Origin of the sequence: Erwinia sp. PPS120 (assembly GCF_047918655.1) — a bacterium.
Taxonomy (GTDB): Bacteria; Pseudomonadota; Gammaproteobacteria; order Enterobacterales; family Enterobacteriaceae; genus Erwinia; species Erwinia tasmaniensis_A.
In genome coordinates this window covers 18,566-44,621 of record NZ_JBLREF010000016.1, presented here as the reverse complement: position 1 = coordinate 44,621, position 26,056 = coordinate 18,566, and the positions used below count along the sequence as shown (strand labels likewise).

The following is a 26,056-nucleotide window of genomic DNA, read 5'->3' as shown; positions in this document are numbered from 1 at the left end:
GTAGTTTATAAACAGTTTGATACAGTTCCTTTTATGGCTCGCGGGCCATGACTGACCGAACTCACCATCATCCCCATTGTTGATGAAAAGGAATATTATGTTAATCGGAATACCCAGAGAACGATTGCCCAACGAAGCGCGAGTCGCTGCCACGCCGAAGACGGTTGAGCAGCTGCTGGCGCTGGGTTTTAGCGTTGTGGTAGAGAACGGGGCTGGCAAACTGGCCAGCTTTGATGATGCTGCCTTTGTTGCTGCCGGTGCCACCCTGGGTGACACGCACGCGGCCTGGCAGGCAGACATCGTGCTTAAGGTAAATGCGCCAGACGACGATGAAATCGTGCTGACGCGTAAAGGCAGTACGCTGGTGAGTTTTATCTGGCCCGCTCAAAATCCGGCACTGCTGGAGAAGCTGGCGGCTCGTAACGTCACCGTGATGGCAATGGATGCGGTGCCGCGCATTTCGCGTGCGCAGTCGCTGGATGCGCTCAGTTCCATGGCGAATATTGCCGGTTATCGTGCCATTGTTGAGGCGGCTCATGAGTTTGGCCGCTTCTTTACCGGGCAGATCACCGCCGCCGGTAAGGTGCAGCCCGCCAAAGTTATGATCATCGGCGCAGGGGTGGCCGGTCTGGCCGCCATTGGTGCGGCAGGCAGCCTGGGGGCGATCGTTCGCGCCTTTGACACCCGCCCGGAAGTGAAAGAACAGGTACAGAGTATGGGCGCCGAATTCCTCGAACTCGATTTTGAGGAAGAGGCGGGTAGCGGGGACGGCTATGCTAAAGTGATGTCCGAAGCCTTCATTAAGGCTGAGATGGCGCTGTTCGCCGCCCAGGCTAAAGAGGTGGATATTATTGTCACCACGGCGCTGATCCCCGGTCGGCCCGCACCGAAGCTGATCACCGCTGAGACGGTCGCCCTGATGAAGCCCGGCAGCGTCATCGTCGATCTTGCCGCCCAGACCGGCGGTAACTGTGAGCTGACCGTGGCAGATTGTGTTACCACCACGGACAACGGCGTTAAGATTATCGGTTATACCGATCTGCCCAGCCGTCTGCCTACGCAGTCCTCCCAGCTGTATGGCACCAACCTGGTGAATCTGCTCAAACTGCTGTGTAAAGAGAAAAACGGCGAGATTACCGTCGATTTTGACGACGTGGTTATTCGCGGCGTGACGGTGATCCGCGAGGGAGAAGTGACCTGGCCTGCGCCGCCGATTCAGGTCTCTGCGGCACAGAAAGCCGCTCCTGCTGCTGCCAGCACGCCGGAAAAAGTGGAAGCACAACAGCCGGCCTCGCCGCTGCGTAAATACGCGCTGTTTGCGCTGGCCATTATCCTTTTCGGCTGGTTTGCCAACGTGGCGCCGCCGGCGTTCCTGTCGCACTTTACCGTTTTTGCGCTCTCCTGCGTAGTAGGTTACTACGTGGTCTGGAACGTCAGCCACGCGCTGCACACCCCGCTGATGTCGGTAACCAATGCCATATCGGGCATTATTGTGGTGGGCGCACTGTTGCAAATTGGACACGGCGGCTGGGTCAGCTTCCTCTCCTTTATCGCCGTGCTGATTGCCAGCATAAATATCTTCGGTGGTTTCACCGTCACTCAGCGCATGCTGAAAATGTTTCGTAAGAACTAAGGGATAATCAATGTCTGGCGGATTAGTTACTGCAGCATACATTGTTGCCGCAATTCTTTTTATATGCAGCCTTGCCGGGCTGTCGAAACATGAAACGTCAAAGCAGGGGAATCTGTTCGGCATCAGCGGGATGGCCATTGCGCTGCTGGCAACCATACTGGGGCCGGACAGTGGCAGCGTGGGCTGGATTATCGTCGCGATGATTATCGGCGGTACCCTCGGGATCCGTCTGGCGAAGAAGGTTGAAATGACCGAGATGCCAGAGCTGGTGGCGATTTTGCACAGCTTCGTCGGCCTCGCCGCGGTACTGGTCGGCTTTAACAGCTATCTCGATCACGCGCCTGGCATGGATACCGTGCTGGAAAATATTCATCTTACCGAAGTCTTTATTGGCATCTTTATCGGTGCGGTAACCTTCACCGGTTCAATCGTGGCGTTTGGCAAACTACGGGGCAAAATCTCGTCACGTCCCCTGATGCTGCCTCACCGTCATAAGCTTAATCTGCTGGCGCTGGTGGTCTCGCTGTGCCTGCTGATTATCTTTGTGCGTACTGACAGTACGGCGACGCAGGGCTTTGCGCTGGTGGTAATGACCCTGATTGCGCTGGCCTTCGGCTGGCATCTGGTGGCCTCCATCGGTGGCGCAGATATGCCGGTAGTGGTGTCAATGCTGAACTCCTACTCGGGCTGGGCGGCGGCGGCGGCAGGCTTTATGCTTAGTAATGACCTGCTGATTGTCACCGGGGCGCTGGTGGGCTCCAGCGGGGCGATCCTCTCTTACATTATGTGTAAAGCGATGAACCGTTCGTTTATCAGCGTGATTGCGGGTGGCTTTGGTACCGACAGCAGCTCAACCGGTGAAAGCGAAGAAGCAGGCGAATACCGCGAAATCGACGTGCAGGGTACTGCCGAGCTGTTGAAAAACTCCAGCTCGGTCATCATCACCCCCGGCTACGGCATGGCCGTGGCGCAGGCCCAGTACCCGGTAGCTGAGATCACCGCTAAGCTGCGCGCGCTAGGCGTGCAGGTGCGGTTTGGTATCCATCCGGTTGCCGGTCGCCTTCCGGGCCATATGAACGTTCTGCTGGCGGAAGCGCGCGTCCCGTACGATATTGTGCTGGAGATGGACGAGATCAACGACGATTTCAGCGATACCGATACGGTACTGGTGATTGGCGCTAACGACACGGTAAACCCGGCCGCGCAGGACGATCCTCGCAGCCCTATTGCGGGGATGCCGGTGCTGGAGGTATGGAAGGCGCACAACGTGGTGGTGTTCAAACGCTCGATGAATACCGGCTATGCCGGTGTGCAGAACCCGCTCTTCTTTAAAGAGAATACGCAGATGCTGTTTGGCGATGCTAAAGCCACGGTTGAAGCCATTCTGAAAGCGCTGTAGCGGATAGGGTGCGGAGTGCCCTACGCTGGCCTGGATGCCTTTAATCACTTTACCTGCGTAGTAAGGCACCACAGCAGTTTGATAAGGTTGTAAAGCTGGAAACAAAAGGGAAATGCTTACGCATTTCCCTTTTTATCATAGCTTCTGCGATTTAAAGCGTCTGCGCTATCCCACACCGCTCTTATCCTGCATCTTCACATGCGTTAATCGTCCGAATCGTCATCCAGCTCAATGGGTGACACAAAACCCTCGGGTTTAATGGCCAGCAGGTCGCAGCGAAGGTGATCGATAACCTGTTCTGCGGTATTGCCGAGGAAGGCCGCTGACAACCCGGTACGGCCAATAGTACCCAATACCACTACGCCTGCGTCAAGCTGCTCTGCCAGCCCGGGGATCACGTCCTCCGGCAGGCCTTTTTCAACGTGGGTGAATTTTTCATCGATGCCAAACTGCTGGCGCAGGGCCTTCATTGCCAGCAGGTGCTGGCCGCGAATGGCGTCGTTATACACGCTGGGATCAAAGTCGGGCAGCTCAATAGCAATATTGATCGGCGTAACGGGGTAAGCGCCAATGAGATGGACATCGGTATGATTAACCATCTCCGCCAGCTCCAGCGTCTCCTTAACCAGCCGGGTATTCAGCGGGTCGTGATGCGGTTCCTCGCTGGCCAGGTTAACGGCAACCACGGCTTTACCCCCTTCCGGCCAGGGCTGATCCTTTACCATCCACACCGGGCAGGGACACTTACGCAGCAGATGCCAGTCGGTTGGGGTAAAGACCACCGACTGGAGCCTGTCATGCTGATGGGTCATCTTAAGGACCAGATCGTAATGGCCGTTCAGTACTTCCTGGATAATCGCTTCAAAAGGGCGGTTATGCCAGACGACTTTAATATCAATCGTGACCCCGGCATCCAGATAGGCCCTGGCCTGTTCACGGATCCATTCAGTTCGCTGACTTACCACGCCCTGGCGCATTGTGGAACGTTCATCAGGAGAGAGCAGCGTGGTCATCTCATAGGAGAAGTCATAAATTGGCAGGAAGGCAGTAATACGGCCTCCCAGGCGCTGATTGAGGTAGACAGCACGTCGGAGCGCGGGCTGGTCGTCCTGCTGAGGATCGATAGCCACGAGAATGTTTTGATACTTAGCCATAACGGTTTCTCCATACACTGAGCGTGTCAGCTTAAAGATAGCCTAATCAGGTCAGGGGAAGAAGTTAAAAGTTATAGCGGGATCAATATTATAACAATTAATCATAAGGCTGCTGGAAAAGACAGAAGGCGGGGGATGAGGCTAAGAAGGCGCCGGGCTGGCAGGCCAGCCCGACGAAGGGTCAGGCGATAGCGCGACTCTGACCGGCAAGCTCTGCCAGCAGGTCGTGGTTTTCGATCGTAATATACTTACCCTTTACCGCCAGCATACCGCTTTTCTGGAAGCGACCCAGCAGGCGGCTGATCGTTTCGACCGTCAGTCCCAGGTAGTTACCGATATCACCGCGAGTCATGGTCAGACGGAACTCGCGCTGCGAGAATCCACGCTGTCCAAAGCGGCGTGACAGGCCGTAAATGAACGCAGCGAGGCGCTCTTCGGCATTTTTCTTCGACAACAGCAGGATCATCTCCTGATCGCCCTTAATCTCGCCGCTCATCAGACGCATCATCTGCTGACGCAGGCTGGGCATCTTTCCGGAGAGGTCATCAAGGGTTTCAAAGGGGATCTCACACACCATGGCGGTTTCCAGCGCCTGAGAGAAGCTGGGATGCTCGCCCATGCTGATGGCATCAAAACCCACCAGGTCGCCCGCCAGATGAAAGCCGGTGATCTGCTCGTCGCCCTGTTCGGTGATGGTATAGCTCTTAATGGTCCCTGAGCGAATAGCATAAAGCGATTTCAGCTCATCGCCTGCCTTAAACAGGGTCTGGCCTTTCTGGATCGGTTTTTTGCGTTCAATGATGTTATCCAGCTGATCGAGCTCGTGTTCGTTCAGCGTGAAGGGGATACAGAGCTGGCTGATGCTGCAATCCTGACAGTGAATAGCACACCCGCCAGACTGAATACGCCTGCTGATAATACGCTTTTCAGGGATCATAGTGATACGCTCGACTGATTATTGACTAAGGTCAATTTTAACATTTTTTAGTTACAAAAAGGAACTCATCAGAGCAGTTTTAGCCACATTAAACAAAAGGGATAGCCCGTGTTGAGGCTATCCCTTTACATAACTCACTGATTCTAAGCAGGACTACTTGTTTTGTAACGGAACGGCTTCGCCATAGCCTTTTGCCCCCTGACTGGCCGGGATGCGTGCGGGCTGCTCGACGCGGATAATTAGCGTCAAAATCCCCGCAAACAGGTAGAGGACGGTGTAGGTCCAGACCACGCCGACGATATCAAAGAAGGGCAGCACCAGTGACGCGATTGCTGGCGCAAGGAAATTACTGAGGCCTGCCGAAAGATTATAGATCGAGACCGCTGCGCCTTTATGCTTTGGCTCCAGTACCGGGAAGACGGCGGTCATCGGCACAAATGCCGCTACGGTAATGCCCAGCATCACCGCGGGTATCATCGCGACCCAATAGTTATGGCCGAAGGTGACAGGCAGGTAATAGAAGGCGAGGCTCGATATCGCACAACCCAGGCAGCCAAACCAGCGTACCTGGCGGATCCAGCCAATGTACTCCCCGAGCACGCCCCACATAATATTGGTAAAAATAGTGATGAAGAAGAACACCGCCCAGATTTGCAACCACTCGGACATGGTAAAGCCCAGCCTGCCAACAAACAGCATGGGCATAACCACCGCAAAGCCAAATAGCGAAAGCGTGTTAATGATGCGGATCAGACAGGCCAGAAAAATATTACGATTGGTGAACAGGATCGTGACTGCCCGCGACAGTTCGGTGAGTTTTTCCCGCGTGGAGAGGTTAGCTTTCTCACTTTCTCCCCCGACGTTGCGCAGCAAAAACATCGCCATCAGGCCGCCAGCCACTACCCAGGCAATGGCAAACCACAGCGTACCCGTTTCTCCCATCCAGGGGATAGTGAAGCTGGGCAGATAGCTACCGACGCAGCCTATGCCAATCGAATACATTGCCCAGAACCAACCCATCGCGGAGGAGAGCCGGTGTTTTGGAACGTTCTGTACGACCAGCATCACGAATGAGTATATAAACAGCGGATAGGCCAGGCCGCGAATGCCGTAAAACAGCAGCATCAGTGGATAGTTGCGCATTCCCAGTCCCAGGGTCATAAACAGAATATGCATAATCACCCACAGGAAAAAGCCGATACGCATAGCACGCTGCGGGGTGATAATTTCTGCCACCACCCCGGAACTCCACGCTGCCAGTGCGGCTGCGGCGCCATAGAGGGTAAAGACCAGCGCCGACTGGGACGGGGTAAAGCCCATATCGGTAATATGTTTGGACAGAAAGGCCATTTCAAAGCCGTCGCCGCTCATAAACACGGCTATAGCGATATAGCCCCAGAACAGAGAGAGCGGCAGTCCGAACCAGTGTTTTTCTGATTTCATGGTAATTCCTCTGATGCATGCAGGGCCCGGACGAACATGGCGGCCGGGTAGAGTTTAGAAACCGAGTGCGCGGGCCTCGCGCTGTTGTTGATAGAGCAGCCGGAAGTGGGCAAGGCGTTTTCGCAATATTAACTGGCGTCCCGCATCGGGCAGATACCGTTTCAGCTCCGGCGGTTTGCGGCAGACGGTGGACTGCTCCCCGCCATCTGCCAGCCAGCCGAGCCGCGCGGCACCGAGCGCGCCGCCGGCTTCACCGCCCTGGTGCGTTACAATGGGCAGGTCCAGCACGTCGGCCATCAGCTGTGCCCACCAGGGACTGCGGGCGCCGCCGCCCATCAGGGAACAGCATTCCAGCGAGGTGCCCGCCTCAATGAGCACTTTCATGCCGTCGGCCATACCAAAGCTCACGCCCTCCAGCACCGCATAGGCCAGCGCGGCGCGCTGCGTGCTGTGCGTCAGGCCATGAAAAGAACCGGTGGCATCGGGATCGTTATGCGGCGTGCGTTCGCCTGACAGATAGGGCAGAAATAGCGGAGCGATCTGCTGCTCTGACAGACTTAAGGTCGCCACTTCAGAAAGCAGCGTCGTTTCAGATGCACCCAGCAAATCACACAGCCAGCGCAGGGCGCTGGCGGCGGTCAGCATCACGCTCATCTGGTGCCAGCGGTCCGGGATGGCATGGCAAAAGGCATGGACCGCCGAGGCGGGGTTGGGGCGAAAGCGATCGTTGACGGCAAACAGCACGCCTGAGGTTCCCAGCGAGATAAAAGCATCGCCGGGTTCCACTGCGCCAATGCCCACCGCGCTGGCGGCATTGTCACCGCCGCCGCCAGCAATAATTACCTCTTCGCTCAGCCCCCAGTGTCGTGCCAGTTCAGCCTTAAGCTTGCCAGCTGGCTGCGAGCCCTCGACGAGGCGGGGCATATGGTCTCGCGTCAGACCGCAGGCGTCCAGCAGGCTGTCTGACCAGTCGCGTCTGGCCACATCCAGCCACAGCGTACCGGCGGCATCGGACATCTCGCTGATCTTTTCACCGCTCATTTTCCAGCGCAAATAGTCTTTTGGCAGCAGTACGCTGGCGGTCTGCGCGAAGATCTGCGGTTCATGCCGGGCAACCCAGAGCAGCTTAGGCGCAGTAAATCCTGGCATGGCGAGGTTGCCCGCAATAGCCGCAAGGTCAGGAGCCATCGCCGTCAGCTCCTTGCATTCCGCCGCGCTGCGGGTGTCGTTCCATAAAATACAGGGGCGAAGCACGCGGTTATCTCTGTCCAGCAGCACCGCACCGTGCATCTGGCCTGACAGGCCGACAGCGCGGACCTGCGACCAGCTGTCGCCCACTTTCTGCCGCAGTTCACCTATCGCCTGCAGAGTCGCCTGCCACCACTGCGCCGGGTCCTGTTCTGACCAGCGCGGATGGGGGCGCTGCACGCTCAGTCTGGCCCCGGCGGTGGCGACAACGTCGCCACGATCGTTAATCACCAGCGTCTTGATTTCCGAGGTTCCGGCATCAATTCCCAGATACATAATCGGCTCCCAGGTCGTTTACCGGCTGTGGCAGTTTTGCCCACTCGCTCAGGCCTGCGACGGTGTTCTGTAGCAGGGTGGCGAATTCCGCCTTATGGGCAAGGGGACCAAACAGCGTTTCATCGCTGGCAAAACGCGCCAGCGCATCATCCTGGCTTAGCAGGGCATGCAGTTCGGGCGCATTGAGCGCGCCATCCTGGTAGGCATAGGGCAGTGCGTCGACGTGCCAGCGCTGGAGGAAAAGGAAGAACAGAGCGGGTAGTACCGCCGTTGCACGCGGCGTTTCGCCGCTGGCGTAGCGTTCCATCAGCGTGGGGGTGATGAAGCCCGGTATTTTCGAGAGGCCGTCGGCCGCCACGCGCTGGTTGGTGTCGCGTATCCAGGGATTTGCAAAGCGAGCCAGCACCACATCACGATACTCTTCAAGATTTAGCGGGCTGGGCAGAAGTGAGGGAATAACATCCTGCGTGACATACTCCCACGCCATCTCTTTGATCTCCGGGGTTTGCGTACTCTGATGGATGCAGAGCTGCCCCACCAGCGTGCCCGCCCAGGCAATGCAGCTGTGGCTGGCATTGAGAATACGAATTTTCGCCTCTTCCCAGGGCAGGACCGATTTCACCATTTCGACGCCGACATGTTCCAGCGCCGGACGGCCAGCCGCGAAATCATCTTCGATGACCCACTGAATAAACGACTCGGCCATCACCGGCGCGCTGTCGCGAAACCCGGTGGCCTTCAGTACGCGTGGTGCGATATCGGCGGTCGGCCGGGGTGTGATGCGATCGACCATGGTATTGGGCGACGTCGTCTGGTCGCGCACCCAGGCGCACAGCGCCTCTTCTTTTCGCAGCGAAAGGAATGTCAAAAAGCCCTGACGGAAACGTTCGCCGTTATGCCGCAGATTGTCGCAGTTCAGCAGAGTGACCGGATTACCGTGTGCGGCCATCCGCGCCAGCAGCACGCGGGTCAGGGCGCCATACAGGGTACGCGCTTCACCCTTAACATCGGCCTGAATATCGGGATGCTGAGCATCAAGCTGATGATTGTTATCCAGATAGTAGCCGCTCTCCGTCACGGTAAAAGCAATGACGCGTGTCGCCGCATCCGCCCCCTGAGCAACCATTGCTTTCAGTTCCGCATCCCAGGGGACAATGGTTCTGATCGACCTGATTTTTTCATAGGCGCGGTCCCCTTCAGGCGTCACGGTCTCCAGGACATACTCCCCTTTCTGCGCGGTCAGCGACGTCAGCAGCGGAACAGCGTCGTCGCGGATGTTGCTCAGGGCAATATGCCACTCGCTATCCCCCTGTTCGCGCAGGCGATGGAGATACCAGGCCTGGTGGGCGCGATGGAAAGAGCCAGCACCAATGTGCATCCAGACGGAATGGGTTGAAGCGGTCATCGTAATCTCCTGTTAATTGGGCATTTGCTCGCACCAAGAGCTTTTGCCTGATGGGGCTATAGCCTGGTGGTAAACTGTGCTGTTGTCTGCGGAACCGATCACACAATTTGCTTTTGCCCAAGAGCTGGGCAATTATTCAGAGTAAGCTGAGAAAAACGTTGCAGAGTACAAGCATGAGCAAGCACGACAGGAAACTGGATCAGGCCGCCCGGGCCGCCTGGCTGTACTACATCGCCGGGGAAACCCAGCACCAGATTGCCGACAGGCTGGGAGTTTCCCGCCAGGTGGCACAACGTCTGGTCGCCATGGCCAGCGAGCAGGGACTGGTGAGCGTCACCATTGCGCATCCGGTCGCAGACTGTATGACGCTGGCCGGGCGCCTTAAAACGCGCTTTAACCTTGAATACTGTCAGGTGGTGCCATCGTCAGGTGCGGGGCCTGAAGGGCTTCAGCAGATGATTGCCGTGGCAGGCGCGGAGGTCATGTGTCAGACATTAAAGCGCGAAACACCACAGACCATCGCCGTGGGATCCGGCAGAACGCTGCGCGCCACCATTGAGGAGCTGCCGCTGTTCGATCGTCCGCAGCATAGCTGCGTCTCGCTGATTGGCGCCATTGCCAGCGATGGCTCCTGTACCCGCTACGACGTACCGCTGTGGATGGCGGAGAAAACGCAGGGTCGCTATTTCATTCTGCCTGCGCCGCTCTACGCCGACAGCGAACAGGATCGCGCGCTGTGGTGTAACCACCGGATCTATCGTACGGTCACCGAGAAAGCCGCGCAGGCGGATGTGCTCTTTGTGGGGATCGGGCAGGTTGCGCCCGGCTGTCCGCTCAATGTCGACGGTTTCATCAGCGACGATCAGGTTGCCACTCTGGAAAAACAGCAGGTCGCAGCCGAGATGCTCGGGCATTTCATCGGTGAGGACGGGCAGCGGGTTAGCAGCGATCTGGATGCGCGGCTCACCAGCGTCAGGCTGACCTCTGCCACCTCACGCAACGTAATTGCTTTCGCCGGCGGGCAGGAGAAGCATCGGGCAATTTGTGCCGTCCTGAAAGGGGGATGGATTTCAGGCCTGGTGACGGATGAAGAGAGCGCCAGATTTGCCCTGGCGGAAGAGGAGCAGGGCAAGACGCTCACCCGGAAGATTTGCTAAACTTGTCTGGCCGTTATTTTCTTCCCCCGTGAGGAGCCCTCCGCCTCACGCTGACCCCATCGGAGGCATGCCATGACAAATCCTGACGATTACGCGCTGTTCAGAGAGGCAGTAGGAGACGTTACGCCGCTGAGTGAGGGTGAGAACGTTCTCTGGTTAAAACCTCCCGCCCTTGTCACCCCGCGAGCGCCCGTCGACGACTCGCCGGATAATCCGCTTATCGACAGCCTGACCGAGCTGCTGTCGCTAACCACCCCGCTGGAATACAAAGCCGAAGGGATACAGCAGGGCGTACTGGACAAGCTGCGGCAGGGGAAGTATCGCCCTGAGGCCAGCCTGAATTTGATCCGCCAGCCGATAGAAACCTGCCGTCAGGCGCTGTATCAATTTATGCGCCAGGCGGAAAAGGACAATATTCGCAATCTGTTAATTATTCATGGTAAAGGCCGGGATACGACCTCTCATGCCAACATTGTACGCAGCTATCTTTCACGCTGGCTTCAGCAGTTTGAAAACGTCCAGAGTTTCTGTCACGCACAGGTACAGCACGGAGGAAGTGGGGCCTGCTACGTGGCGCTGCGCAAAAGTGAACGTGCGCGCCTGGATAATCGTGAGCGTCACGCTAAACGCAGCCGCTGAATGAGTGCCGTGAAGATATTTACCCTGAGTGACAACGTCACAAATTAACAGCGTTTCTGGTATGACAAGGATTACCGCACCCAAAATGGCCCAATTAATTCAGGAGAAATAGCGAGCAATCCGTTATCATAGCCGGCACTTTTTTTGGGGTCACCGCCAGCCGATTGTGATCCGCCGGAACCAGGGAGCGATAACGTGGAAAGCACCGCCGCGATTGATGTACGAACCTTGATTAATGAGGGCAGCTTAAGCCGCTATCAGCAGCGCATTATCCTGCTCAGTTTTGCCGTCGTGGCGATGGACGGCATGGATATTGCGCTGATGGGGTTTATTGCCCCCGCGTTAAAAACGGCCTGGGGCATCAGCACCCAACAGCTTGGGGCGGTGATTGGTGCCGCGCTGGTGGGACTGGCGCTGGGCGCAATGACGGCGGGTCCGCTGGCGGATCGCTTTGGCCGCCGGGTAATTATCATTAGCAGCGTGCTCTTTTTTGGCCTGTTAACGCTGGCGACGGCGTTTGCCAGCAATCCTGAGCAGATGATGCTGTTCCGCTTTCTTACCGGGCTTGGCCTGGGCGCGGCCATGCCAAATGTAGGCACCCTGGTCGCAGAATACTCCCCGGCACGCAGGCGCGCCTTTCTGATCACCGTCGTATTTTGTGGCTTCACCTTCGGTGCAGCAGCAGGTGGCTTCGCCGCGTCCTGGCTGATCCCTACGGCAGGCTGGCATGCGGTACTGATTTTGGGCGGCGTGCTGCCGTTAGCCATCGTTCCCTTTTTGCTGAAGTGGCTCCCGGAATCGGTGCAGTTCCTGCTTTCACGTCAGGCGCCTGCTGCGCAGATCCGTCAGATAGTCGAACAGATGGCACCGGGAACAACTGGGCCGGACAGCCACTTTGCCTGCGGTGAAAAACAGCCCGACCGGGGCGCGGTCGCCCTGGTACTGACGCGTCCTTACCTGTTTGGCAGCACTATGTTGTGGTGCGGCTACTTTATGGGGCTGTTTCTGGTTTACCTGATCGGCAGCTGGCTGCCGACGTTGATAAAAGACATGGGGATGACGGTGACGCAGGCGGCGCTGGTCACCGCCGTATACCAGGCGGGGGGAACGCTGGGCTCGCTGTTTGCGGGCTGGATGATGGATCGATTCAATGCCAGTCTGGTGCTGGCGGCGATCTACTTCGTCGGTGCGATCGCCACGGTAGCGATTGGCTATGTTCCTGCACATACGCTCACGCTGAGCCTGGTGGCCTTTGGCAGCGGTTTTTGCCTCAACGGTGCCAATACCGGAATGAATGCGCTCTCTGCCAGCTACTATCCCACTCACGCCAGGGCAACCGGCTCCAGCTGGATGCATGGCGTAGGCCGGATAGGCGCCATTCTTAGTGCCTTCGTTGGGGCGCAAATGCTGGCGATCGGCTGGCATATCACCGAGGTCTTTACCAGCCTGGCTATCCCGGCAGTGCTGACCACGCTGATGCTGCTGGCAAAATATCGCTATGGCTACCGTCGCGATTAGCTCTGCCGGATCACAGTTTGCTCATTTTTTTCTCTGTGCCGCTAAGTTTCCAGTAATCTGAGCGCATTCCCGCAGCAGAAAAGGTCAGACGATGGCAGATTCATGGGTTTCAGCAGACAGCATCCGCGCCGGGTTCGCCAGCGCGATGTCGGATATGTATCAGCGGGAAGTGCCACAGTACGGCACGCTGCTGAAGCTGGTCGCGCAGGTGAATAGTGAGGTGCTGGAACAGGATCCGGCGCAGAAGCGTCAGCTGATCGCCGCCGGGGAGCTTTCCCGTCTCAGCGTGGAGCGCCACGGCGCCATCCGCGTCGGCACGGCGGCGGAGCTTTCCACGCTGCGCCAGCTGTTTGCCATTATGGGCATGTTTCCGGTCGGCTATTACGATCTCTCCCAGGCCGGCGTGCCGGTGCACTCAACCGCCTTCCGGCCCATCGACGATCGCGCACTCAGCCTTAATCCCTTCCGTTTATTTACCTCGCTGCTGCGTCTGGATCTGATTGACGATCCCCTTCTGCGGGCGAAAGCCAGTGAAGTGCTTGCCGCCCGGGATATCTTCACCGCTGACTGTCGTGAGCTGATTGCCCTTCATCAGCGGCAAGGGGGGTTCAGTCAGACACAGGCCAGGGCCTTTATCCATGAGTCGCTGGAAACGTTCCGCTGGCATCAACAGACAACGGTTGACAGTGCCACCTATCAGGCTTTAAGCCAGCAGCATCGTTTGATTGCCGATGTCGTCTGTTTCCCCGGCTGCCATATCAATCACCTTACGCCGCGCACGCTGGATATCGATCGCGTGCAGGCGCTGATGCCCGGAGCGGGGATCAGCCCCAAAGCGATTATCGAAGGCCCGCCACGACGCCGTGTGGACATACTGCTGCGGCAGACCAGCTTCAAAGCGCTGGATGAAGCGGTTAGCTTTACCGATTGCGAAGAGGGTACGCATACCGCGCGCTTTGGCGAAATAGAGCAGCGCGGTGTGGCGCTAACCGTAAAAGGCCGCGCACTATACGATCGGCTTCTCAGGGAAGCGGGCTCCAAAGGTGACAACGTCACACATCAGCAGCGTCTGACGTCGGCATTCACGACTTTTCCCGATGACGCACGTCTGCTCCGGCAGCAGGGTCTGGCGTGGTTTAACTGGGCACTGACGGAGGCAGGTGAGGCCAACCCCGAAGCCATTGCCGCTGGCGCAGGCCGGGAAGAACTGATCGAACGTGGGCTGGTTGTTGCTACGCCGATGATTTACGAGGATTTTCTGCCGGTCAGCGCGGCCGGGATATTTCAGTCGAATCTGGGGGATCAGGGCCGCGTTCAGATCCAGGGAGGGTCAGAACGCGGAGTATTTGAAAACGCCCTGGGCGCAGCCGTTGCTGATGAACTTGCCCTTTATCAGCAGCGCGAGCAGGAGAGCCTGCGGCGCTGCGGTCTGATCCCTCCGGTCGGTCAGGATGCCGAGAAATAATGCATCCTGCGTCCGTCGCGGCGTTTAAGCATAATCTGCAAATAACGCGCTTAAGTGGACTTTGGTCCTGGGTCTGCAAATACTATTTAGCAGACTTTTTACAGGTGAAATAATGAAAAACGCGCGTTTTATAAGGACCGAGACGGCGGAAGGCCGCCTTAAAGGGGAACAGGAGAACGAGGTGTGCGTGTTTCGCGGCATACCTTATGCGGCACCTCCGGTGGGCTCACGTCGATGGCAACCCCCGAAACCGGTCCAGCCCTGGCAGGAAGAGCGCGACGCGACGCAGTGGGGCAACGCCAGCTGGCAGAATCGTGAATATTGTTCAGCCATTGGTGGGGGGGATCCCGGTTCACTGAGTGAGGACTGTCTCTATTTAAACGTCTGGTCACCTGACCTTACACCTCAATCTCCGCTGCCGGTAATGGTATGGTTCCACGGCGGAGGATTCTCCCTTGGCTCCGGCGGACTGCCACCCTATTTCGGCCTGCCGCTGGCCGCGCGCGGCGTGGTGGTGGTGACGATCAATTACCGGCTCGGTCATCTGGGTTTTTTTGCCCATCCGGCGCTGGACAAGGAGTACCGGGCAGGCGAATACGTAAACAACTTCGGCCTGCTCGATCAAATCGCCGCTCTTCAGTGGGTGCAGCGCAATATCTCAGCTTTTGGCGGTGATCGTGACAACGTCACAATATTTGGCGAATCCGCCGGTGCGCGAAGCGTCCTTACCCTGTTTGCCTCCCCGCTTACGGAAGGGTTGTTCCACAAGGGAATTGCGCAAAGTGCCTACACGCTTGGCGATATGCCGCGCGAAAAGGCGTTAAAGAACGGCGTGGCGCTGGCTGCCCATTTTACGTTAAAGGATGCCACGGCACAGCAGCTACGCGCGCTTCCGGCGGAGGCGTTTTATCAGCTGGACGGCGTGATGGGCAGCGGACCGGTGGCGATAGCGGGCGATCGGGTACTGCCCGTGCCGATGCTTGACGTATTTAGTGCTGCCCGTCAGCACAAGCTGCCATTGATGATCGGCAGCAACAGCGATGAAGCCAGCGTGCTGGGCTATTTTGGAATCGATCCGGCGAAGGTGATTGCCGGTATCCGTAAAACGCAGCGCATTGGACTGCGGTTACGAATGATTCGACTGCTTTACAGCGGTATCACCGATGACAGCGAGCTGGGCCGTCAGGTAGCGCGTGATATGACCTTCACCACCATGGGACACCTCGCCGCGCTGGCGCAATGCCGTCGGGGTGCGCCCGTGTGGCGCTACTACTTTGACTACGTCTCAGAAAATGCCCGGGAGATCTATCCGCACGGCACCGCCCACGGCAACGAAATCCCCTATACCATGGATACGTTAACGTCCCTTTCCGCACAGAGCGGGGAGCCACCTTTTAGCGATGCTGACCGCGCGTTTGCGCAAAAGGTCAGCGAATACTGGCTGCACTTCGCCCGCGATGCTTCCGCGTCATCAGTGATGCTGGCCGGTGAAGTGGTATGGCCTGTCTGGCAGCCAGCGCAGGATGAAGTGATGCGCTTTGGTGAGCAGGGGCGCGGCCTTATCCGACTGGAGAAGCGATTTATGCGGCGACGCACTCAGCTCTTTCGCCTGCTGATCAGCAGGATGGTACGGTTGGAGGGATGATTAATTAACAAAATGGCCACTTTAATAAAACAGGTTTACGTTACCTGTGCCTAACCTTCCAGGAATAAACAACTTTAACTACAGGTATTTAACAAAATATTACCTCAGCTAACGTTCTGAGCCATATAGAAAATTAACTCATACTTTGCCCGCGTGTGCCGATAAAAGGAGTTAAGCGTCCGTGAAATCAGGACGAAGGATTCAGTATTCCTTTAGCGTTGGAGAAGTTATGAGATTGTTAAAAGATTTTACCGTCCGAAGCGTTATGCTATGGGTCCTTGGCCTGTTCTGCCTGCTGTGGCTGGGCGTGGGGCTGTACAGCGTCTATTCACTCAGCTCGGTAGGCAAGGGGAATGAGGTCGATCGCCTGCTGGTAAACCAGATGACCACGCTGAGTAAGGGTAACGATCAGTATTTCCGCTTTATCACTCGTCTTACCCGCGCCGTTGAGTCACGCCAGGCAGGCAGTGCTTCCGCCGCAGCGGATATGGCTTCCGCGCAAAAGGCCCTCGACAGCATGGCAGCCCAGCTTGCCAGTTTCAAAGCCGAAGCGCCCGGCCCGCTTAGCCCGGCCTATGCCAGCGCGGTGATCGCCAGCTGGCAGAAGCTACTGGATGAGGGTGTTCTGCCGCAGATGCACTTTGCCCAACAGCCGACTCTGGACGAATTTCGCCATCATGCTGCCAGCGTCACGCCCGCACTGAGCCGCGGCTTTGGCGTAACCGTGGATAAATTTAACCTTGCCGCTGGGGAAAAGCTGGATATCACCCGCGTTACGGTGGACCATCTCACCAACGTCACCAAAATGGTGATTGTGCTGGCGGTCATCATTGGCCTGCTGATTTTGCTGTTTACCGACCGCTATCTTGTGACTATCCTGGTACGCCCGCTGGAAGGCATACGCCAGCACTTTCGGGAGATTGCCGGGGGCGATTTGAGCCAGCCAATTGAGGATATTGGCCGTAACTGCGTAGGTAAACTGGCGCCACTCCTGCGGGAGATGCAGGAGAGCCTGCGTAACGCGGTAAGCGCAATTCGTCAGGGTACGGACAGTATTTATCGCGGCGCGACGGAGATATCCTCCGGGAATAACGACCTCTCGTCGCGAACCGAACAGCAGGCAGCGGCGCTGGAAGAAACGGCCGCCAGCATGGAACAACTCACCGCCACGGTGAAGCTCAATGCCGATAATGCCCGCCAGGCCAGCGAACTGGCGCAGAGCGCTTCGATCACCGCCGGGAAAGGCGGTAAGCTGGTCGCAGATGTGGTCACCACCATGAAGGGGATTACCGGCAGTTCGCATAAAATTGCTGAAATTACCAGCGTGATCAACAGCATCGCTTTCCAGACCAATATCCTCGCGCTGAATGCGGCCGTCGAAGCCGCGCGGGCCGGTGAACAGGGGCGCGGTTTTGCCGTAGTGGCGAGCGAAGTGCGTAATCTGGCCCAGCGCAGCGCCGGTGCGGCGAAGGAGATTGAAACGCTGATTGCAGACTCCGTGAGCCGCATCGACAGCGGATCGCGTCTGGTTGGCGAGGCCGGTAGCACCATGGATGAAATGCTGAAATCGGTGGGCGAAGTCACGGAGATCATGAAACAGATCGCGTCGGCCTCTGAAGAGCAGAGCAAAGGGATCTCCCAGGTCGGCACGGCCATTACTGAAATGGATAGCGTAACCCAGCAGAATGCCTCACTGGTTGAACAGGTCTCTGCCGCCGCCAGTTCGCTGGAACGTCAGACCGAGGAGCTGACGCTGTCTGTCTCCCGATTCCGGCTTTCTGCGGGGACAGATGACGATCGTCGCGCGCCGCCTGCGGTCAGAGTTACGTCGCCTAAGCCCGTCACTGCCGCCAGGACAGTCGCTGCCGATGAGTGGGTCTCTTTCTAAGGCTGATGACACAGCCACGCCACCACATCCGCAAGATGGGGTGGCGCCTCTTCCTCCGGGCGCTGGATCAGGCTGTAGACCGCGCCCGTCTTCACCGTTTCATGAAAAGGCGCCACAAGCCGTCCCATCGACAGATCGGACTGAATCAGGCTGATATCGGCCATTGTCACGCCAAACCCCTGGATAGCCGCACCGATCGCCAGATCCATGGTATCGAAATGCTGGTTGCGTTTCATTACCAACTCCTGATGCCTGTCGGCCAGCCACAGTGCCCAGTCCCGGCCATCGGCGGTAGGATGCAGAAAGGTAAAACCGTTCAAATCTTCCAGCGACAGGCCGTTTCCGGGCAGTAACCCGGGAGCCATCACCGGTGTCAGTACCTCCTCAAACAGGCGGTATCCCGACACCGCTGGTGCGCCATAAAGGATAGCGGCATCAAAATGCCCCAGCCCTGTCCCGTGTTCAACCGTGGTGGTCAGGGCGACATGCAGTTCGGGACGCGCCTGCTCCAGCGCCACCAGCCGTGGCACCAGCCAGCGCATTGCACAGGTGGGCGCCTTAAGACGCAGGATTGTATGCCGGGTGCTGGCCTGTTCAGCGGCCTGGGTTATCTGCTCAAATCCACTTTTGAAAGACGGGAGCAGGCTGCTGCCCTGCACGGTTAGCCTCAGCCCGCGGGCGTGCCGCTCAAAGAGGGGGAACCCCAGCCAGTTCTCCAGCGCGGCGATTTTACGGCTTACCGCCCCCTGGGTAATACACAGCTCCCGTGCCGCGTGGGTCAGATTAAGGTGGCGTGCAGTCACAATAAAGGTATGAATGGCGTTTAATGGCAGTGGACGGCGGGGCATAGGGTGTCTCAGAGCAATGTCGAAAAGTCATAACTATTATGACAACAATTCGCTTGTCGCCTCAAGGGTCCTCACGTTGAATAAAGCATCGCGTTTTCCTCAGTGACCGGAGCCTTAATGACTATCCTCTCAGCCGTGCCTCAGCGATCGAAACTGCCGGACGTCGGTACGACCATCTTCTCGGTGATAGGCCAGCTTTCGGCGCAGCATAAGGCGATAAATCTCTCGCAGGGCGCGCCGGATTTTCCCTGCGATCGCGCCCTGATCGAGAGTGTGACCCGCGCGATGGAGCAGGGACATAATCAGTACGCGCCGATGACCGGGCTGCTGTCGTTAAAGGAGGCACTGGCAGACAAGGTTAAGACCCTGTATGGGCAGCAGTACGACACCGCCAGCGAAGTGCTGATTACCGCCAGCGCCAGTCAGGGGCTGTATGCCGCGATCGGCGGGCTGGTTCACTCCGGTGACGAAGTGATATTTTTCGAGCCGGCCTTTGACAGCTACGCGCCGGTGGTGCGGCTGCAGGGGGCTACGCCAATTGGCCTTAAGCTGCATCTGCCAGATTTTACTATCGACTGGGATGAGGTGCAGGCGGCTGTCACTTCGCGCACCCGCATGATTATCATCAATACGCCTCACAATCCGAGCGCTCAGGTGCTGAGCCGTGAGGATCTTGACCAGCTGGCGAAGATCCTGCGCAATACCGACATCGTAGTGCTTTCCGACGAAGTATATGAACATATCCTCTTCGACGGGCGTCAGCATCAGGGCATGGCAACCCATGCCGAACTGGCGCAGCGCAGCGTTATCGTTTCATCGTTTGGGAAAACCTTTCACGTTACCGGCTGGCGCGTCGGTTACTGTCTGGCACCCGCCGAACTGATGACGGAGCTGGTTAAGGTGCACCAGTTTATGATGTACGCCGCAGATACGCCGATGCAGGTCGCTTTCTCGGCGTATCTTCGTCACCCTGAAAACTACCTGGAGCTGGGGGGATTTTACCAGCATAAGCGCGACCTGCTGGCTTCGCTGCTGAAGGCATCACCTTTCCGCCTGCTGCCGTCGGCGGGATCCTTTTTTATGCTGGCAAGCTATGCAGAATTCAGTGACCTGCCGGACAGTGAAATGGTAAAAAAGCTGATTGTTGAAAACGGCGTGGCGACCATCCCACTCTCGGCCTTTTATACCGACGGCACCGACAATAAACTCATTCGTCTCTCATTCGCTAAAGATGAAGCCACGCTGCGCGCGGGCGCCCAGGCGCTGTGCCAGGTAAAGCCGCGCTAATAATAATTATCAGGGGAAGTTGATGAAAAAGCTGAATGCACTGTTTGTCGTTGCGGGTCTGATCTCCTCAATGTCTGCCGTAGCGGATACGCTGAGGTTTGGGCTGGAGTCGGAATATCCCCCATTCGAGAGCCGCAATGCGGCGGGCGAATTACAGGGATTTGATATTGAACTGGGGAAAGCGATTTGCCAGGCGGGAAATTTTTCCTGTCGCTGGGTGGAAAGCAGTTTCGATGCGCTAATTCCGGCGCTGGCCGCCAGAAAATTCGATGCCATCAACTCGGCAATGAACATTACCGAGGCGCGGTTGAAAAGCATCGGTTTTACCCGCCCGATCTACCGCATTCCCAGCCAGCTGATAAGCCGCAAAGGGGCGGGGCTGGCACCTGATGTTGCAGCGTTAAAGGGCAAAACGATTGGCGTATTGCAGGGTTCTGTACAGGAAACCTACGCCAGGAAGCATTGGGAACCGCAGGGCGTAACTATCACCGCCTTTCAGGACCAGAATCAGGTCTATAACGACCTGCTCGCCGGCCGCCTGGACGGTACGCTGGTGATGTCAGCGGCGGGTCAGTCCGGCTTTCTCGATAAGCCCCAGGGCAAAGCCTATGGCTTTGCGGGCAAACCGGTGGAAGACCCGCAGATCCTGGGTGTCGGCATAGGATTCGGTCTGCGTAAAGACGACGCCAGGCTGAAACAGCAGCTGGATGCGGCCATCGGCAGGGTGCAGGCTGATGGCACCGTCACCCGTCTGGCGGCGAAGTTTTTCCCGGGTATTGATGTTGCGGTTAAATAGCCTGGTCTGACGGGGTTACGCCTGGTTTTCAACGCGGCCGGCAGGCCTCAGCAACTTTTCTGAGCCGCCAGCAGGCAGAGCTTCTCCGCGACAAGGTATGACTTAACGAAGGAGGGGATCGGTAAAAACTCAAACTTTGAGTGGAAGTTGTGCGCGCCGGTGAAGAAATTAGGGGTCAGCAGGCCTTTCGCGGACAGCGCGGCCCCGTCGGTGCCGCCGCGCATGGGCGTGATTTTAGGAGGAATATCCAGCTGTTCCAGCGCGGTCAGCAGCAGATCGATCGCCCGCCGATCTTCCCCGATCGCGTTGCTGATATTGCTGTAGGTATCGCTAATGTTCAGGCTGACTTCGCCCGTTGGATACTGTGCGGAGATCAGTGCCGCGACCTCGGCCATCTGCTGCTTGCGCTGCTCAAAGGAGTGCAGGTCAAAGTCCCGAATCGACGCTTTGACCCGTGCTTCACTGGCGTTAGCGTTCATCTCGTTAAACCACACGTAGCCCTCGCGGCCCTCGGTATGCTCAGGCGTCTGCTGGCGATCAAAGTGGCCGATATAATCCAGGGCCATCAGCAGAGGGTTAACCAGTACCCCCTTGCCGGACATCGGATGTGCCGTCACCCCGGTGAAAAGCAGTTCTGCCGAAGCGGCATTGAAGTTCTCACAGACCACTTCCCCCAGCTCGCAGCAGTCAATGGTCCAGGCGAAGTCAACGTTAAAGCGGCGCTCCAGATCCAGCGCCTTAGCGCCGCGCAGGCCAATCTCTTCATCCGGCACGAAAGCGACGACGATATCCCCGTGCGGCGCATCCTGCAGATTTTCCATCAGCGTCATTACCACCGTGACCGCCGCTTTATTGTCCGCGCCCAGCACGCTGGTTCCGTCGCTGAAAATAATTTCCTGCCCCAGATAAGCCTCGATCTCCGGGTGTTCCTCCCGGCGCAGCCAGATATCCTGTGCGGCATTCAGGCAGAGATCGTTGCCCTCGTAGCGCAGCGTCTGCGGATGAATATGGGGCGAGAGGCCGACGTCAACGGTATCAATATGGGTGATAAAGCCGATGCGCGGCGCAGAAGGGCAGTTACCGGGCTTAACGGCGGTGACCGTGGCGAATTCGTCGATAACAACGTCCCGCAGACCCATCGTCCGCAGCTCGCTGGCCAGCAGCTGTGCCATATCATGCTGCCCGGGAGTGCTGGGCAGCGTGGTCGCCGCGGCATTGCTCTGGCTGGTGACGGCAAGGTAGCGATAAAAACGGGTGGTAAGCTGTTCGGCCAGGCGCTGCGACATTCAGGCACTCCCTTATGGATTGGTGAAAAGAGAAAATGGGGACAGGGAGCTTAGCACACGCCGAAATCACCCTCTTCGTGATAGAGATTGACCGTATCAGCTGCCACCTCAATGGCTTTCTTTTCGGCATCATCAACGCGTGCGCAGGTCAGGGTGGTATCACCTGCCTGCAATACAACCATCTTAGGACCGCCGCTTTTTGACTGAACGATATCACCTTGCGTAAACATACATCGATTCCTTACAGGAGAATGAGATTAAGTAGCAACCTTCTAAGTAATGGTCAAAGAACGGCCATTTGCAAGTTCAGCCCGAGCGAAGTGCTGAGAAGCTACTATACTGAATCCCATTGATAAACACACAGGAGGATAATCATGACCATTCATAAGAAAGGGCAGGCACACTGGGAAGGCGATATCAAAAAAGGCAAAGGCACCATCACCACCGAAAGTGGTGCGCTGAAAGAGCAGCCTTATGGTTTTAATACCCGCTTTGAAGGTAAACCCGGTACTAACCCCGAAGAACTGATTGGTGCCGCTCATTCGGCCTGTTTTTCTATGGCGCTTTCACTGATGCTGGGTAACGAAGGCTACGTGCCAGAAAGCATCGACACGGTGGCGGATGTCTCACTGGATAAAGTGGGTGACGGCTTCAAAATCACCAAAATTGCGCTGGAAAGCCAGGTAAAACTGCCGGGTATCGACAGCGAAACTTTTGATAAAATCATCAATCAGGCCAAGCAGGGCTGTCCGGTGTCTCAGCTGATTAGTGCTGAGATTACGCTGGATTATAAGCTGAACTAACTGCCGTCAGGTTTATTTCCCCGCCCGTTCCGGCGGGGTTCATTTCCTTCCCGTTATTCATTACTCCAGCCATCCCCTGAAGAATCAAACCTTATCCCCAACGGCTTTTTGTGGCAGGATACGCGTGCCTGCGTAACAGGTCATAACAAGTTCATTTCACAAAGGTTTGTATATGTCAGATTCTGCCATTTCTGCGCGTCGCCCCTCCGTATGGTGGGGTGCCATGATTATCTGCGGCACGGTAGTGGGCGCGGGGATGTTCACCCTGCCGGTGGTCATGGCCGGGGCGTGGTTTGGCTGGTCGGTTTTGGCGCTGCTGGGCAGCTGGGCAAGTATGCTCTTTTCAGGCCTGCTCTTTCTGAAGGCTGCCCGCTACTACAAGCCCGGCACGGGCTATGACACCCTAACCCGCGACCTGCTGGGCGCGCGGTGGGCGACGATAAACGCCATTAGCATTCTGTTTGTGCTCGGTATCCTGACCTATGCCTATATCTCCGCCAGCGGCCCGGTTTATCAGCACTCCCTGAACCTGGCGGGCCTGTCGGTCACGCAGGGGGAGGCGAAAATTCTTCTGACCTGCTGCGTGGGGGCAGTGGTCTGTCTGGGGACAAAAGAGGTCAGTCGCCTGATGACCATTTGCCTGTTGGCCAAAATCGCGCTGCTGGTGATTCTCTTTGGCGGCTTACTGCTGCAGGTGAAACTGCCCGTGCTTCTTAATAGCGAGGGAACCTCTGCCACATACTGGCCCTACGTATTAGCGGTGGTGCCGTTCTGCCTCGCTTCGTTTGGCTACCACGGCAATATTGCGGGGCTGAATCAGTACTACGCGGGCGATCGCAAGCAGGTAGGGAAAGCCCTTCTTTTTGGTACCTCACTGGCGCTGGTTATCTATCTGTTCTGGCTAACCGCGACGATGGGAAACTTACCCCGCGCTGAATTTCCGGCAATTATCGCAAAGGGGGGAGATATCGAGGCCCTGTTGGAGGCCCTGCACAACCACCTTCCGGCGGGGGGGCTTCAGCTGCTGATGAATGTCTTTTCTCATTTTGCCGTACTCTGTTCCTTCCTCGGCGTCACCTCGGGTCTGTTTGATTTTATCGCCGACAGGTTAAAACTCGGGCGCTCGTTACCGCAAAGGTTAAAGGTCTGCGCGCTGACCTTTCTGCCTCCGCTGCTGGCTTCGCTGTGGTTCCCCGACGGCTTCCTGGCCGCCATTGGCTATGCCGGGCTGCTGGCGACCGTCTGGGCTGTCTTAATCCCGGCGTTTCTGGCGATTAAGGCCCGGCAGAGGTTCTCGCCGGGCGTGGCACGCAGCAGGTGGGAAAAAATAATCATCGTTACCGTCATCGCTTTTGGTACAGTAAATCTTGCGGCCTGGCTTTTGAACAAAGCCAGCCTGCTGCCGCTCTATCAGTAATTAACTCAGACAGGGGAATAGTGGTTGCGTCAGGGACAAAAATCATAACGCGAGGGTATCAATGAAAAAGTCGGTATTGCGCGCGGCGGTTGCTGCGCTGGCGCTGGCCACTGCCTCCGGGGCGGCGGCGAAAACGCTGGTCTATTGTTCCGAAGGTTCACCAGAAAACTTCAATCCGCAGCTTTATACTTCCGGCACCAGCGTGGATGCCAGCGCGGTACCCATTTATAACCGGCTGGTAGATTTTAAGCCGGGCACGACCAGGCTTATCCCCAGCCTGGCAGAGCGCTGGGACATCAGCCCGGATGGCAGGATCTACACCTTTCACCTGCGCAAAGGCGTAAAGTTTCAGAGTAATAAAGCGTTCAGGCCCACACGCGACTTTAACGCCGACGATGTGATCTTCTCGTTTATGCGCCAGAAAGATCCGCAAAACCCCTACCATAACGTCTCGAACGGCGTCTATTCAAACTTTGAAAGCCTTGAGTTGGGGTCGCTAATCCAAAGTATTGAGAAAGTAGACGATAACACCGTGCGCTTTACGCTGGCACATGCTGAATCCCCCTTTCTTGCCGATCTGGCGTGGTACTTTGCCTCGATGCTCTCGGCAGAATACGCCGATGCGATGTTAAAGGCCGGCACGCCGGAGAAGGTGGACAGCGATCCGATCGGCACCGGACCTTTTGAGCTGGTGCAGTATCAGAAGGACTCACGCATTCTTTTCCGGGCGTTTCCTGACTACTGGCAGGGCAGAGCAAAACTAGATCGGCTGATCTTCTCCATTACGCCGGATGCGTCGGTACGCTTCGCACGGCTGGAAAAAAATGAATGCCAGGTGATGCCGTTTCCTAATCCGGCAGATCTGAAACGCATCGGCGAAAACAAAGATATTACCCTGATGCAGAAGGCCGGGCTGAACACCGGGTTCCTGGCCTTTAACACCCGTAAACCGCCGCTGGACAATGTGAAGGTGCGTCAGGCGTTAACGATGGCGATAGATAAAACGGCGATTATTCACGCGGTGTTTCAGGGAAGCGGCACCGTAGCGAAAAACCTGCTGCCACCCGGCGTCTGGAGTGCTGACCAGGACCTTAAGGATTATGATTACGATCCCGAAAAGGCCAAAGCGCTGCTAAAAGAGGCGGGCATCGCCCCCGGCACCACAATCGATCTGTGGGCAATGCCCGTCCAGCGGCCTTATAATCCTAATGCCCGTCGAATGGCGGAAATGATTCAGGCTGACTGGGCAAAAATCGGCATCAAGGCCAATATCGTCAGCTTCGAATGGGGTGAGTACCTTAAACGGGTGAAGGACGGCGAGCATCAGGCCGCGCTGATGGGTTGGACGACGGCGACGGGCGATCCCGATAACTTCTTTGGCCCGCTGTTCAGCTGTACCTCGGCCAACGGCGGCTCTAACTCATCAAAATGGTGCTATAAGCCCTTCGATACGCTAATTAGCGCCGCGCGCGTGGAGCCTGACCATAACAAACGCATCGCGCTGTATCGTCAGGCCCAGCAGATGATGCACGATCAGGCTCCTGCGGTAATGATTGCCCACTCGACCATCTTTGAGCCGGTGCGCAAAGAGATCAGCGGCTATCAGATTGATCCCTTCGGCAAGCATATCTTCTATGGCGTTGATATCAAATAACCCTGCGGGGAGTCAGTAACCGTACTCGCGGCGCAGGCTCTGGCTCTCCTCCAGCAGCTCTGCACGCTATTGATTACCGCCATCGGTACGCGGCTGGCACCGGGTTATTATTTGATGCTGCTGGCGTTAATCAGCGGCTGGACGCTGTATAAAAGCCA

21 protein-coding genes are annotated in these 26,056 nt (G+C 57.0%); 13 read left to right on the top strand and 8 right to left on the bottom strand.

The window, feature by feature from the left end:
- The first annotated feature begins 97 nt into the window (after positions 1 to 97).
- Both pntA and pntB read left to right on the top strand, forming a co-directional pair.
- Positions 98 to 1,633 carry a Re/Si-specific NAD(P)(+) transhydrogenase subunit alpha gene (gene pntA / locus ACLRGG_RS11180; protein WP_416249844.1) on the top strand — a complete coding sequence of 512 codons (1,536 nt, stop codon included), beginning with the start codon at positions 98 to 100 and terminating at the stop codon, positions 1,631 to 1,633.
- Positions 1,634 to 1,643: 10 nt separating this feature from the next.
- Complete coding sequence (pntB, locus tag ACLRGG_RS11175) at positions 1,644 to 3,032, top strand: Re/Si-specific NAD(P)(+) transhydrogenase subunit beta (RefSeq protein WP_416249843.1); 1,389 nt, start codon at positions 1,644 to 1,646, stop codon at positions 3,030 to 3,032.
- A gap of 203 nt (positions 3,033 to 3,235) precedes the next feature.
- On the opposite strand, the gene uspE is transcribed toward pntB, so the two are convergent.
- The 5 genes from uspE to dalD form a co-directional block, all read right to left on the bottom strand.
- Positions 3,236 to 4,186: a universal stress protein UspE gene (gene uspE, locus ACLRGG_RS11170; RefSeq protein ID WP_416249842.1), complete on the bottom strand. Its 951-nt coding sequence runs from the start codon at positions 4,184 to 4,186 to the stop codon at positions 3,236 to 3,238.
- Positions 4,187 to 4,367: 181 nt separating this feature from the next.
- On the bottom strand, positions 4,368 to 5,123 hold the full coding sequence (gene fnr, locus ACLRGG_RS11165) for a fumarate/nitrate reduction transcriptional regulator Fnr (protein WP_067701719.1): 756 nt from the start codon (positions 5,121 to 5,123) through the stop codon (positions 4,368 to 4,370).
- 153 nt (positions 5,124 to 5,276) lie between these two features.
- Entirely contained in the window at positions 5,277 to 6,566 is a 1,290-nt protein-coding gene (locus ACLRGG_RS11160; RefSeq protein WP_416249841.1) for an MFS transporter, read from the bottom strand.
- Positions 6,567 to 6,620: 54 nt separating this feature from the next.
- Positions 6,621 to 8,090: a xylulokinase gene (gene xylB, locus ACLRGG_RS11155; RefSeq protein WP_416249840.1), complete on the bottom strand. Its 1,470-nt coding sequence runs from the start codon at positions 8,088 to 8,090 to the stop codon at positions 6,621 to 6,623.
- Positions 8,074 to 9,495 carry a D-arabinitol 4-dehydrogenase gene (gene dalD, locus ACLRGG_RS11150; RefSeq protein ID WP_416249839.1) on the bottom strand — a complete coding sequence of 474 codons (1,422 nt, stop codon included), beginning with the start codon at positions 9,493 to 9,495 and terminating at the stop codon, positions 8,074 to 8,076. The genes xylB and dalD overlap by 17 nt, the downstream gene beginning before the upstream one ends.
- 173 nt (positions 9,496 to 9,668) lie before the next feature.
- On the opposite strand from dalD, the gene ACLRGG_RS11145 reads away from it, so the two are divergent.
- The 6 genes from ACLRGG_RS11145 (at position 9,669) to ACLRGG_RS11120 (ending at position 17,807) form a co-directional block, all read left to right on the top strand.
- Complete coding sequence (locus tag ACLRGG_RS11145; protein WP_416249838.1) at positions 9,669 to 10,652, top strand: sugar-binding transcriptional regulator; 984 nt, start codon at positions 9,669 to 9,671, stop codon at positions 10,650 to 10,652.
- Between the two features lie 72 nt (positions 10,653 to 10,724).
- Positions 10,725 to 11,291: a DNA endonuclease SmrA gene (gene smrA / locus ACLRGG_RS11140; protein WP_416249837.1), complete on the top strand. Its 567-nt coding sequence runs from the start codon at positions 10,725 to 10,727 to the stop codon at positions 11,289 to 11,291.
- 195 nt (positions 11,292 to 11,486) lie between these two features.
- Positions 11,487 to 12,809 (top strand): MFS transporter, encoded by a 1,323-nt coding sequence (locus tag ACLRGG_RS11135; protein WP_416249836.1) that lies wholly within the window; start codon positions 11,487 to 11,489, stop codon positions 12,807 to 12,809.
- A gap of 91 nt (positions 12,810 to 12,900) precedes the next feature.
- Positions 12,901 to 14,274 (top strand): 2-oxoadipate dioxygenase/decarboxylase HglS, encoded by a 1,374-nt coding sequence (hglS, locus tag ACLRGG_RS11130; protein ID WP_416249835.1) that lies wholly within the window; start codon positions 12,901 to 12,903, stop codon positions 14,272 to 14,274.
- A 112-nt stretch (positions 14,275 to 14,386) separates the two neighbouring features.
- Complete coding sequence (locus tag ACLRGG_RS11125; RefSeq protein ID WP_416249834.1) at positions 14,387 to 15,919, top strand: carboxylesterase/lipase family protein; 1,533 nt, start codon at positions 14,387 to 14,389, stop codon at positions 15,917 to 15,919.
- 229 nt (positions 15,920 to 16,148) lie between these two features.
- A complete protein-coding gene (locus ACLRGG_RS11120) occupies positions 16,149 to 17,807 on the top strand; it encodes a methyl-accepting chemotaxis protein (RefSeq protein ID WP_416249833.1) in 1,659 nt (552 codons plus the stop codon).
- Here the strand turns inward: ACLRGG_RS11120 and ACLRGG_RS11115 are convergent.
- Positions 17,804 to 18,655, bottom strand: a complete 852-nt coding sequence (locus ACLRGG_RS11115; protein ID WP_416249832.1) for a LysR substrate-binding domain-containing protein — start codon at positions 18,653 to 18,655, stop codon at positions 17,804 to 17,806. The genes ACLRGG_RS11120 and ACLRGG_RS11115 overlap by 4 nt on opposite strands.
- Before the next feature lie 117 nt (positions 18,656 to 18,772).
- Here ACLRGG_RS11115 and ACLRGG_RS11110 point away from each other — a divergent pair, with 117 nt between their 5' ends.
- Both ACLRGG_RS11110 and ACLRGG_RS11105 read left to right on the top strand, forming a co-directional pair.
- The gene (locus tag ACLRGG_RS11110; protein ID WP_416249831.1) at positions 18,773 to 19,942 is read left to right on the top strand and encodes a methionine aminotransferase; all 1,170 of its coding nucleotides are present in this window, start codon (positions 18,773 to 18,775) and stop codon (positions 19,940 to 19,942) included.
- 22 nt (positions 19,943 to 19,964) lie between these two features.
- On the top strand, positions 19,965 to 20,738 hold the full coding sequence (locus ACLRGG_RS11105; protein WP_416249830.1) for a transporter substrate-binding domain-containing protein: 774 nt from the start codon (positions 19,965 to 19,967) through the stop codon (positions 20,736 to 20,738).
- A gap of 47 nt (positions 20,739 to 20,785) precedes the next feature.
- On the opposite strand, the gene pepT is transcribed toward ACLRGG_RS11105, so the two are convergent.
- Both pepT and ACLRGG_RS11095 read right to left on the bottom strand, forming a co-directional pair.
- Positions 20,786 to 22,024 carry a peptidase T gene (gene pepT / locus ACLRGG_RS11100; RefSeq protein ID WP_416249829.1) on the bottom strand — a complete coding sequence of 413 codons (1,239 nt, stop codon included), beginning with the start codon at positions 22,022 to 22,024 and terminating at the stop codon, positions 20,786 to 20,788.
- Between the two features lie 50 nt (positions 22,025 to 22,074).
- Positions 22,075 to 22,254 (bottom strand): GDFGVC terminal motif YodC-like protein, encoded by a 180-nt coding sequence (locus ACLRGG_RS11095; protein ID WP_416249828.1) that lies wholly within the window; start codon positions 22,252 to 22,254, stop codon positions 22,075 to 22,077.
- A gap of 144 nt (positions 22,255 to 22,398) precedes the next feature.
- Here ACLRGG_RS11095 and ACLRGG_RS11090 point away from each other — a divergent pair, with 144 nt between their 5' ends.
- From ACLRGG_RS11090 to ACLRGG_RS11080, 3 genes are all read left to right on the top strand, one after another.
- Positions 22,399 to 22,827, top strand: coding sequence for an OsmC family protein (locus tag ACLRGG_RS11090; RefSeq protein WP_067701772.1), 429 nt, complete (start codon positions 22,399 to 22,401; stop codon positions 22,825 to 22,827).
- 172 nt (positions 22,828 to 22,999) lie between these two features.
- Entirely contained in the window at positions 23,000 to 24,244 is a 1,245-nt protein-coding gene (locus ACLRGG_RS11085) for an aromatic amino acid transporter (RefSeq protein WP_416249827.1), read from the top strand.
- Between the two features lie 61 nt (positions 24,245 to 24,305).
- Positions 24,306 to 25,898, top strand: coding sequence for an ABC transporter substrate-binding protein (locus tag ACLRGG_RS11080; RefSeq protein WP_416249826.1), 1,593 nt, complete (start codon positions 24,306 to 24,308; stop codon positions 25,896 to 25,898).
- Positions 25,899 to 26,056: the final 158 nt, after the last annotated feature.

What these genes read in the sequence shown, in the direction of transcription:
- uspE (WP_416249842.1), bottom strand. Translation starts at nt 4,186, where the DNA reads ATGGCTAAGTATCAAAACATTCTCGTGGCTATCGATCCTCAGCAGGAC.
- ACLRGG_RS11085 (WP_416249827.1), top strand. Translation starts at nt 23,000, where the DNA reads ATGTCAGATTCTGCCATTTCTGCGCGTCGCCCCTCCGTATGGTGGGGT.
- hglS (WP_416249835.1), top strand. Translation starts at nt 12,901, where the DNA reads ATGGCAGATTCATGGGTTTCAGCAGACAGCATCCGCGCCGGGTTCGCC.
- fnr (WP_067701719.1), bottom strand. Translation starts at nt 5,123, where the DNA reads ATGATCCCTGAAAAGCGTATTATCAGCAGGCGTATTCAGTCTGGCGGG.
- xylB (WP_416249840.1), bottom strand. Translation starts at nt 8,090, where the DNA reads ATGTATCTGGGAATTGATGCCGGAACCTCGGAAATCAAGACGCTGGTG.
- ACLRGG_RS11120 (WP_416249833.1), top strand. Translation starts at nt 16,149, where the DNA reads ATGAGATTGTTAAAAGATTTTACCGTCCGAAGCGTTATGCTATGGGTC.
- ACLRGG_RS11105 (WP_416249830.1), top strand. Translation starts at nt 19,965, where the DNA reads ATGAAAAAGCTGAATGCACTGTTTGTCGTTGCGGGTCTGATCTCCTCA.
- ACLRGG_RS11145 (WP_416249838.1), top strand. Translation starts at nt 9,669, where the DNA reads ATGAGCAAGCACGACAGGAAACTGGATCAGGCCGCCCGGGCCGCCTGG.
- smrA (WP_416249837.1), top strand. Translation starts at nt 10,725, where the DNA reads ATGACAAATCCTGACGATTACGCGCTGTTCAGAGAGGCAGTAGGAGAC.
- ACLRGG_RS11110 (WP_416249831.1), top strand. Translation starts at nt 18,773, where the DNA reads ATGACTATCCTCTCAGCCGTGCCTCAGCGATCGAAACTGCCGGACGTC.
- ACLRGG_RS11080 (WP_416249826.1), top strand. Translation starts at nt 24,306, where the DNA reads ATGAAAAAGTCGGTATTGCGCGCGGCGGTTGCTGCGCTGGCGCTGGCC.
- ACLRGG_RS11125 (WP_416249834.1), top strand. Translation starts at nt 14,387, where the DNA reads ATGAAAAACGCGCGTTTTATAAGGACCGAGACGGCGGAAGGCCGCCTT.
- ACLRGG_RS11115 (WP_416249832.1), bottom strand. Translation starts at nt 18,655, where the DNA reads ATGCCCCGCCGTCCACTGCCATTAAACGCCATTCATACCTTTATTGTG.
- ACLRGG_RS11095 (WP_416249828.1), bottom strand. Translation starts at nt 22,254, where the DNA reads ATGTTTACGCAAGGTGATATCGTTCAGTCAAAAAGCGGCGGTCCTAAG.
- pntB (WP_416249843.1), top strand. Translation starts at nt 1,644, where the DNA reads ATGTCTGGCGGATTAGTTACTGCAGCATACATTGTTGCCGCAATTCTT.
- ACLRGG_RS11090 (WP_067701772.1), top strand. Translation starts at nt 22,399, where the DNA reads ATGACCATTCATAAGAAAGGGCAGGCACACTGGGAAGGCGATATCAAA.
- dalD (WP_416249839.1), bottom strand. Translation starts at nt 9,495, where the DNA reads ATGACCGCTTCAACCCATTCCGTCTGGATGCACATTGGTGCTGGCTCT.
- ACLRGG_RS11160 (WP_416249841.1), bottom strand. Translation starts at nt 6,566, where the DNA reads ATGAAATCAGAAAAACACTGGTTCGGACTGCCGCTCTCTCTGTTCTGG.
- pepT (WP_416249829.1), bottom strand. Translation starts at nt 22,024, where the DNA reads ATGTCGCAGCGCCTGGCCGAACAGCTTACCACCCGTTTTTATCGCTAC.
- pntA (WP_416249844.1), top strand. Translation starts at nt 98, where the DNA reads ATGTTAATCGGAATACCCAGAGAACGATTGCCCAACGAAGCGCGAGTC.